This window comes from uncultured Anaerotruncus sp. (genome assembly GCF_902490045.1).
In the GTDB taxonomy this organism is placed as follows: domain Bacteria; phylum Bacillota; class Clostridia; order Oscillospirales; family Ruminococcaceae; genus Anaerotruncus.
The window spans coordinates 18,069-28,213 of record NZ_CABUCJ010000023.1; the positions used below are offsets into that span (position 1 = coordinate 18,069).

At 59.5% G+C, this 10,145-nt stretch carries 2 protein-coding genes; both read right to left on the bottom strand.

Going from position 1 to position 10,145, the window contains the following annotated elements; genetic code table 11:
- Nucleotides 1-35 precede the first annotated feature (35 nt).
- Nucleotides 36-581, bottom strand: a complete 546-nt coding sequence (locus RDM88_RS04340; RefSeq protein WP_308753603.1) for a hypothetical protein — start codon at nt 579-581, stop codon at nt 36-38.
- Nucleotides 582-609: 28 nt separating this feature from the next.
- Nucleotides 610-10,122 (bottom strand): NosD domain-containing protein, encoded by a 9,513-nt coding sequence (locus tag RDM88_RS04345; RefSeq protein ID WP_308753605.1) that lies wholly within the window; start codon nt 10,120-10,122, stop codon nt 610-612.
- Nucleotides 10,123-10,145: the final 23 nt, after the last annotated feature.

Sequence of the window (10,145 nt, forward strand, 5' to 3'; positions counted from 1 at the left end):
AAGTCATAACCTCCTTTTCCATGGGCTCGCGCGGCTCAGGACTCCACTGTCAGGAGCACCTCCGCCGCCGCCTGCCCGATTTCCGACTGGTCCTCCGGGTCATGCGCCGTAAAGATTGCAGTCGCCTTATAGGAACCCTTCGGCAGCGCCTTGGACAGCGTAATATTCTCGATGTACTGCCCCGGTCTGATGCCTCCGGATTGATATACCGTTTCGCCCGTATCGTCCAGCACGATCTGCACGGTCATGTTGTAGTGGTTGGCGGAAATGTTGTCGATATAGGCCTGCCCCTCCGCCGTCCCGCTCGGGAAGCTGATCTGGGTGTTGATCGAGATGTTGAACATCCCCTCCTCGACGATGCGGTTGAGCTCCTCGATGATCTGTTCCTCCGTCATTCCCGGCAGGATTCCCGTCGTGGCGTTCGGGTCGAAGAAATCCGCCGCCCCGCCGCCGCGTCCGAAGAAGAACCATGCCGCCGCGCCGATCAGCACAAGCGCGGCCACGATTCCCACGGTCAGCCCGCGCTTTGACTTTTTCGGCGGAGCCGTTACGGTTCCGCCCCGCTCCGGTGTCTCGTTCATGGGATATCGCCCCTCTCATAATTTTTTGTCATTGCGCCATTTCAAGGTTTGGCGTCCCGGCAATCGACGCCTTAAAGGTGATCCTGTAGCTGTAGTTGGCGGGCGCGCCGTCCGTTCCCAGCCCGCTGGGCATCTTGTCGCTCAGGAAATCGAAGTTGCATTTTCCGCTGGATGGGATCTCCGCGAAGTCCCGATAGGAAACAACCAACGCCCTCGATTCCACCGCGGTCGTATTGCTCGTTTTAAATGGAATAGACTCTGTGCCGGGAAAGAGGAGCGGACGGATCGCCAGGTCGTAATCGGTTCCAATGCCGAGCGCGGGCGCGTCAACCTGCCGCATTGAATCGGAAGTGTCCGCAGCCAATCTGGTAAGGGACGGGTTGACCGTCGTCTTCACCGGGAAGGAGGAGCGGTTCTCCACATACATCTTTTCCGGGCTCGGCTGGGCCATCGTACCGTCCTTCGCCACGCAGACGGTGACCGAGAGCGGGACCGTCACGTCGAGCCGCGCGACCTCCGTCACAAACGGCACCTCCGCGTCTGCCGCCGTGGCTTCCAGCCCCAACATTTCCGTGCCTCCGGGCAGGGACATGCCCCCCGTCAGCGGCGTATCGCCGATTTTGAATTCCTTGATCAGCAGCTTGCTTGTCTTGGCCGCGTTGAGGGCATTGGCATTTTTCAGCGTAATTTTCCAAGAGGCAGTTCCGACAGATGTTGGAGTGCTTCTGGGGACTGGCATGGGAGAAAGGATGGTGTCCGTTGTCAGATCGTTGAGCTCCACCTTGAAGCTGAACTTGTGCATTGCGTCGTCCGCCGTCCACAGCTTGAAGTTTGCGTTGATCTCCTGCTCCGTCGCGAAGCTGAGCGTCGGCGTATCGTCCAAGCCCAGCATCGTGCTCAACCCCTCCGAAAGGGCCACGCCGTTGGAGGTGACGTTCTTCGCGGTATCGTAGCCGTTGTACACCTTGAGGTATCCTGTAGAACTGTTCGGGTCGGCTTCCGCCGCGCCGGTCGCCTTCGCCGTCAGCATATCCGCCTCGTAGAGCGACAATATGAATTTTTCGCTCTTTGCCGTGACGCCGTTCGCGTCGGCCGCGGTCAGGTAGTATTCGCCCGCGCGGCTGCCGGCCTCCGGCTGGAAGGTGAAGCTCACCGTGGAGGTATCCGCGTTGTTCGAGCGCACCACCGCCCGGAAGGCCAGTTCTTCCGCCATTTCGTCGTCGCGAATGGCGGTGGCCATCTCGGCCCCGTTTTTGTCGTACAGCTTGACATCCGCCGCCGCGCTCGTGGAGACGGCCGCCGTAAAGGTCACCTTATCCCCCACCCGGACAAACGCGTCGTCCGGCTTGGTGGTAAAGTGGAAGGGTAGGCCCAGCTCGAGCGTGTTGTTCTCGTCCGGGGACTTGACCAGCGCGAATGTTTCCACGATGCTGTCCGCGAGGACAAAGTGCGCCGCGTCGTTGGCCACGTCGTTGTAGGAAGCCGCGCCGTCCGCGAAGACGGCCACGTTCCTGCCCGCCGCGTAGACGCCCGCCGTGGGTTCCGTACGGTCCATGTCGACGGAGATTTTCGCGCCGTCCCCAAGCGGGGAATCGACATGGATGACATTTTCCGTCCGGTGGTCCGCGCCGTCCGTCAGGTAGGTTGTCTGGTCCGCGCCGAGCGAGGGCGAGTTCGCGCCGAGCCGGAAGGCGCCGTTCTGCCAGACGCCCGCGCCGTATTGCGCGTCGTTGCCGGCGATCACGCCGCCCTCCATCCGGAAGGTGCCGTTATTTGCGACCGCGCCGCCCGTTCCGTCCGTCGCGGTATTGCTGTTGTTCTGGAGCCGTACGCCGTTGTCGGTCGTGAGGGTTCCGCCCGCCGCGACGGTGATGAGCGGGGCTTTCGCCACCACGCCCGCTGCGACGATCTCCTGCTTGCCGCTCGTGACCGCCCTGCTGTGGCCGTCCACCGTGACGCCGTCGAGCGTTAGGTTCCCGATCACGTTGAAAAGGGCGCTCTCATTGCCGGCAATGCCAAAACCGGTGAGCCCGACGATATTACTCGGCTGCGCGTAGCGCTTGATCAGCACCTCGCCCGCGACGGTGACGCCTCCGCCCTCGCCGCTGTAATCCGCGGTGACCACGCCTTCTTCGTCCGTCACGACGGTGATCCGCGCGCTGCTCACGTCCACGGTGTCCACCACGTAGAGGGTACCGCCGTTATAGGTTTTGAGCTTGTCGAAGGCGACTTTAAGCGTCCTGACAGCGTTCGCGGGCGTGGTTCCATCCTTCGTGTCGTCGCCCGCCTGCCCGTTGATGTAGACCGCGCTCTTCGCCTGCAGCTCAAGGAAATGGTTGTCTGTGTCTTTCCGGCCGAGCGTGTAGAGCGCGGCGATCTCATCCGCAAGGGTGTAGTCCGCAAGCCGCTTGGAGAGATCGGCGTCCTTAATAAAGTCCCCATATCTGACCACGTTGCGGCCGTTTTCCGCTCCATCCATGTTGACCAGCAGCGGGTTTGCAGGCGCAAAGTCATCCTCCGCGTCGATAATTTTCTTGTCCTGGTTCCCCCCCATTGTTGTGCCAATCGCCAGATAGATTTCTCCAGCGATCGACGGGCTGCCGCTTACATAGAAGCTGCCTCTTTGGTAGATGGCCGCGCCCCGCTCCGCCGCCGTGTTGGCGATCGCGCCGCCGGTCATCCTGAAATTCCCGGCGTTAAACACCGCACCGCCAAAGACGATGCCACCGGTATCGATATTGTTGTTGTTCTGGAGCGCCGCGCCGTCGCCGACGATCAGGGTGCCGTTCACCGTGACTCCGATCAGCGGGGCCTGCGCCGCCACAGCCGGGGCCGTGGTCTTCTGGCTGCCGGTGAGCGCCGCGCTGTGGCCGTCAATCGTCACGCCGGAGACGATGAATCCCCCGCTGTTCACGGTAAAGAGCATGCCGGTATAGCTCCGCTTTGCCTTGTCGGAGGTAAAGCCTATTGCCGGCGGATTCGTCGGAACCGAGTACCGACGGATCACCACCGGCCCGCCGGCGTCCACCGTATTCGAGCCGTCGCTATAGCTCTGCCCGTTCAGCGTCACGCTGCCGGTCACCGCGACGTTGTCCACCACGTAGATGACGCCGCCCTCGCCCAGCAGTTCATACGCGCGTTTGAGCGTCAGAACCGGCTCGTCGGGCGTGGTGCCGCTGTTGGTGTCCAGACCGTCTACACCGTCGATGTAGACGATCCCCTTTTCCTGCAGCTCGAGAATTTTATTGTTCCCGGATCGCGTGCCCAGCTTATATTGCGCGAGGACCTCCGGCGCGAGGGTATACTTCGCCTTCATCCCGTCGTTCTGCGGTGCCCTTCCGTCCACCACTGTGCGTCCGCCGTAAGGGTCCTCCATGCTGACCGTGAGCAGCGGTCCGTCGATTTCATCATATATATACGCGGAGATAAACTTGCTGGTCTCCGGAGTTCCTTTCCCGGTGAGGTAGATATCGCCCTCCACCTTTTCCACGTCCTCGCTGATCGTCAGCAGGTCGTTCTGGTAGATCGCATCGCCCTTGGCCGCCTGTGTGTTGACGATGGAGCCGCGGAACATACCGAAGCTCCCCGCCGCAATGTTCACCGCGCCGCCGTTGCCGGTCGTCGTGTTGTTCGCAAGGGTCGTACCCGCGTTCATGGCAACCTTCCCGCCGTTCACCTTGATGATCGAGCCGTTGGCGGTGAAGCCCTGGTCCGCGTCGTGACGGCCCTCGATCGTGATGTTGCTCAGGGTGAGCGTACCGCCCTTCACCTCGATCATGTCGCCGCGGAAGGGGGTGTAGCTGTACTTGCCCGCCACGGCAAAGCCCGAATACCGCCGCAGGGCCTGATCCGCCCCGAGGCTCCATGTGTCGTTCGCGGAGACGGTCAGCGTCCCACAGATGTAGATGTTTCCGGGGTCGCCGCCCAGCGCCGCCTTTGCCGCCGCGAAGGTCTTATAGGCGAGGTCGGGCGTACTGCCGTCCCCGGTGGAATCATTGCCCTTCACGCCGTCCACGAAGATGATCTTTTTGAGGACGATGCTTGTTGCGTTGGCGCCGCTGCCGCGGTCGAGTACCGCGCCCTCGTAATCGGTCGCGAAGTAGCGCAGGTTGGGTGCCGCGCTCTCGAGCGTCCCTTCCCGCTTGACCACCACGTCGCCGACTTTGAATCCGTTCGTGCTGCTCGCGGGGAGCAGCTCCACATTGTATCTGCGGCCCGCCTGCCGGATCGTCTTGGACAGCTTGATCGGGTAAGATCTGCTGCTCAGGTAGATGCCGTCCGAAAGGTCCGCGCCGCCGCCCTCGAGGATGAAGTTTTCCGTTTCTACATAGACGCCCCTGCCCTTGCTGGTCGTCTCATTCGTGAGGATGTTCCCGGAGACCCTGCCGCCGCTGAAAGTAGTTTTGTCGCTACTGCGGTAACAGTAACATCCAGCTCCCTGAGCGGCGGTGTTCCCGGTAATCTCGCCGCCGTTCATGCGGAAGCTTCCGTAACTGTATACTCCGCCGCCGCCTTCGGGCGTCGAATTGCCGCTGATCGCCCCCCCATTTAATGTGAATGTGCCTTGCTGAAGGTAGAGCCCTCCCCCGGAGCCTTCTTTTGATGTATTTCCGCTGATCTTTCCACCGTCCATGGTGACGGTCCCGGATAGTTGGTAGATTCCTCCATATCCCCTTGAAGCCTGGTTATTGCTGATCTCCCCGCCCGTCATTGTAACCGTGCCGCTGACCAGGAGGCCACCGCCGCCCTGCGCTGAGTTGTCGATGATTTTTCCATTGGAAAAGTCAAAGTTTCCTCCTACGGAGACTCCGCCGCCGCAATACGCCGTATTGCGGCTGATTTCTCCACCGGTCATCGTAAAGTTACTCGACCCTCTCGAATTTTTGTCTGTGAAAACCCCACCGCCATTGTCATTTGCATTGTTTTCTTTTATTACGCCTCCGCTCATCGTGAATGTGCCATAATATTGGTAAAACCCGCCGCCGAAGCCCGTCGCGCGATTTCCGCTGATCTCCCCGTTGGTCATCGCGAAGGATCCGCCCTGCTGATAAACGCCGCCGCCGTTATAGTCACTTTGAATGCCGCCCGAGGGGCGGGATCCGCTTATCACGTTCCCATTGATTTTGCCACCGTCTAGCGTAAAGCTGCCGGAGGAGTAGACGCCGCCGCCATTCTTGGCCGTATTTCCGCCGATCTTCCCGCCGCTCATTGTAAACTTGCTAGTGCTGGAGTAAAGATAGACGCCGCCGCCATTACCGCTGGCGGTATTCTGTGTGATTTCTCCCACGGTCATGGACACCTGGCCGGAACTGGAAAGATATACCCCTGCTCCGTTTTTAGCCTCGTTATTACAAATCTTGCTCCCGTTCAAATTGACGGTTCCGCTTGACACATAGATACCCGAATCCTTGTTGTAGCTGATTTCACCGCCGTTCAAGGTAGCCGTTCCACCTGTAACGGAGAACCCATAGCCCCTATTCGCCGTGATTATGCTGCCGGTTTCCTGACGGAGACTGCCCCCACTCAAACTTACACCGACACGATTATTTGAAACGGTACCACCGGACAATACCGCATTTGCGCCGCCGGTAATGCTTATCCCATAATCATTCTCAGAAACCTCGCCCTCTGTCATGGAGAACATCGCTCCACTATTTGTAATGCGGATTCCCGCGCTGTTGGTATAGGTACCGTTATTTTGGAGCAGCGCCCCGTCCGTGACGTTGAGTGTGCCGCCCGACTGGTTGACGAGGTAGCTGGAGCTGCTGCCCGCCGCAGCGTTTCCGTCGATCGTGATATTTTGCAGTGTCAGCGTGCCGCCGGTCATGCTGACCATCGTATTCGTAAAGCTCCGCATGCGGCGCAAAACGGGCGTGCGGCCGCCGACGCTGATGTCGTTCAGCGTCCATGTCCCGCTATTTTCACTTGTGGTCACATTGACCGTCCCGCAGACGAGGATGTTTGCCTCCGCCTCCGCCGGGATATCCTGCACCGTTTTAATCAGATTCTTGGCATAGCCAAACGTCCTGACCGGCTTTTTCGGCCCCCATCCGTACCCTTCCGCATCAGTGCCCGTGCCGGAAATGTAGACGTTCCAGCCCGCCGCGACAATGTCGGAGGGCGTTCCGCCCTCAAGCGGATTCGTGATCAGCCGCATCGTTTTGGCCGTCTCGTCCGTGAGGACAAACTGGATTCCACCCGCATTGAGGTACTGCCCCGCGTTATAGCTTTCGCCACCGGCCACGACGGTCTCGCCGAGGTAGTATTCGGAAAGGGTGAGCTTGATCACGCTCTCCGCGGCCAATCCGGTTGGCGGCGTGCGCTGTGACAGCGGGCCGGTCAGCGTGATCGGCGGGGTATCGTGGCTCGTGCCGTAGTCCCACAGCATGATGCCGCCGCTGATGTCGATTTCACCGCCCAGTTCAAATTCTTTCGCATTGACGGAATAGATCGCCTCCGACCCGGCTTCTGCCGCCGTATTCCCGCGGATATGCCCGCCGGTCATGGAGAAGCTCGCTCCGGAGTCCAAATAGACGCCGCCGCCCACGCCATAGGACGCGCTGTTGCCTCGGATCACGGCCTCACCCGATATATTGAAGGTCGCTCCGCCCTTGACATAGACGCCGCCGCCACCCCGGCCGTTGCTGGAGCTTCCCGTGCCATTTCCAGTAATTTCGCCGCCGGACATATTGAAAACGGCCCCGTTGTCGAGCCATACGCCGCCGCCGAAATTGCCGCCGTTATTAAAGCCGAAAACTTCACCACCCGTCATATTGATGGTAACACCGTCGCCCGCGGTATGGATTCCGTGGGCGGCTATCCCCGATCCGTTGCCAATCTTGCCGCCGTTTTGGTTGAAGGTCGCTCCGTTCCTGGCGAGAATCACATCCATCGCCTTGTTTTTGTCGAACTCCCCGCCATTCATTGTGACTGCGCTTCCGCTGCCCTCAACAATGATGACCGCCGTCTCATTTTGAGATGAATTACCGTTCCCTGTAAAGACCACGCCGTCTTCTATTGTGAGCCTCCCGCCGCTTATTAGGGCCGCGCTGCGGGCCGCGCCACTTAAGGTGGTCCCCGTGCCGAACGTCATCGTTCCGCCCGTCATCCGGAACAGATCCAGCGTGGAGTACAGTCCCGGCGTAACATCCCGGAGTCCGTCCACCACGATGTTGGAAAGCGTGAGATTTCCGCCGGAGGCCACCCGGACAAGCGTGTCCGGGGCAAAGTTGTTATTGGTAAACCGTCGGATATCCGCTTTCCATCCGGTTTTGAGAGCGTTGACCTCGCCCAGATCCCAGGTTCCCTCATTGGTGCTTACCGTCACCGTGCCACAGAGGAAGATATGCGGTTTGAAACTCGTGTTCTCCTTCTGCTCCCCCGCGAGCGTGACCAGCTTTTCTTTCGCCGCGCCAAAGGTCTTGACAGCCTGTGCGGGCGAGAGGCCGGTGTTATTGTCGTTCCCGTCCACGCCGTCGAGGTAAATACCGATCTCGAGCAGAATCAGGTCTTTTTTATAGCCGCCGATCGTGAATTTATCGGTAAGATTTTTCAGGACAAAATTCTTTTCATAGCCTGATACATCCGTGAGCGGGCTGGCAGGGACAACGATGCTTGTACCGGAAGAATGATAATAGCCGACTAAAATATCAAATTTCTTTTCCGCCGTTGGTACTCCAGACAATTTGATCGAATTATCGGGATCTGTCAAATTAATCCTGCCGTTGACGGTTGCTGCCGCGCCGTTAAGCGTAAAATTGGGGCTGGTTACATAGATTGCCGCGCCCGTTTCAGCGTCATCTTTGGAGACGGTGCCCCCCGCAAGGTTGAACGTCGCAGAGGTGCCCGACAGATAGACCCCGTAAGAGCTTCGGCCCAAAACAGATCCGCCCGTCATTGTAAATATTCCACTGCCGACCTGCACCGCCCTCGACGAAGCAACGCCCGCAGAGACCGTTCCGCCCGTCATTGTAAATTTGGAAGAGCTTCCGGAAAGATTGACCGCACACTCAAGGCTGCTGACACTGCTGGTGTTAACAGCTCCACTTTCCATCTCAAAGTTTCCACCGGCAACATTTACGCCATACTTGCTTCCAGAAATCGTCGTATCCCTGAGCGTCAGTTTTCCAGTTGTATAAACGCCGGTCGTATTGTCTGTCATCTTCGCCGTCCCGGAGATGACAGCCGATCCTGCATTGTAAACTCCATAGTTAAATCCACCGACCGTTCCGGCAGACACCTCAAAGATTGCATTGCTTTCAAGGCTAACCCCATAGCCCTTATTTCCATTTCCAGTGAGCGTTCCCCCGTTCATGACCGTCTTTCCACCATAGAGGGAGATCATGCTCGTCGTTCCGCCGGTGCCAGTGTAATTGATGTTCGCGCCGTCGCCGATCGTCAGTGAAGCCGTGTTTCCGGCTGTTTTCTCCCCAACCCGGAGGATCACAGAGCCCTCGGCCGTGATGTCCGTGAGGGTGAGCGAGCCCGTCGCGTGGATCATAGGGGTGCTGGAAGAAAACCCGCTGTAATTCCGGACCTTCGCCGTATTCTTGAAACCCTCGGACGCGGACAGCGACCAGGTCTCGTTCCCTGCCACGGGGACGGTGGTCCCGCAGATGTAGATGATTCCGTCGCCGCCCAGTTCCGTGAGCAACAGCTCTTTTGCACGCGCGAAGGTCGCGACCGGCGTATTCACCGTCGCGCCGTCGTTGGCGTCGTCGCCGCTTCCCGAAAGGTAGACCGCCGTATAGGCGACGATCGGGTAGGCCTGGATGATCTGTTCGTTGCCCGTTCCGGGCTTGATGCGCAGCGCCCACTTCGGGTTCGCCGACGCATTGACGCTGGCGTCCAGCGTCAGGTAATTGCCGATGGTTTCGGCGGTCATCACAGCGCCCGTATTCGCCGCGTCGAACGCGCTAGTAAAGCCGCCCGCGCCGGGCGCGAATTTGACCGCGTAGGGCGCGTCGGGCGGTTGCGTAAAGAGAATACCGGCGCTCTCCGGCCGCTGCTCAAAGTAGACCGGACCGCCCAGAGCCAGCCCCGCGCCCGCCGTCAGCGTGCCGCCCGCGAGTGAAACGACCGAATCGGTGGTGGGCGCGCCGCCGTTTTCAAAATCATTGGACAGCGTTAGATTGCTGAGCTCTAGGTTGATTCCCGTCGAGACGTCAAAAATCGCACCGGAGGGATATCTTCCCCAGCGTTTGACCGTCGCATTTTTTCCGTCAAAGGCATAGTTGCCCGTATTTCCGTCCCCATAGTAGGTATCGCTGCACTGGCTCATACAGATAATGGTTCCGTTTGGCTGTACCAGCCACAGCGCCCGCTCAAAGCTCTTCACCGGCGCGTTGATGCTTTCTCCCGACGCATTATCACCTCCGCCGGGGATATTGCTGTCCACATCTGTGAAAGTCGGATCCGGGTTCCAATAGACGGTGGAGAGGCTGCTTTCCGTGGCCGCGTTTGCCGGTGCCGCAAAGACGGCGGCGGTCAGCAGGTTTTCGCCGCGGAACGCCTTGACCGTATACACTCCGTCCGCGCTCATGGGCACGGCGGCGCTCGCCTCCG

Coding starts and splice junctions, on each gene's coding strand:
- RDM88_RS04340 (WP_308753603.1), bottom strand. CDS start 581: ATGAACGAGACACCGGAGCGGGGCGGAACCGTAACGGCTCCGCCGAAA.
- RDM88_RS04345 (WP_308753605.1), bottom strand. CDS start 10,122: ATGAGCGCGGACGGAGTGTATACGGTCAAGGCGTTCCGCGGCGAAAAC.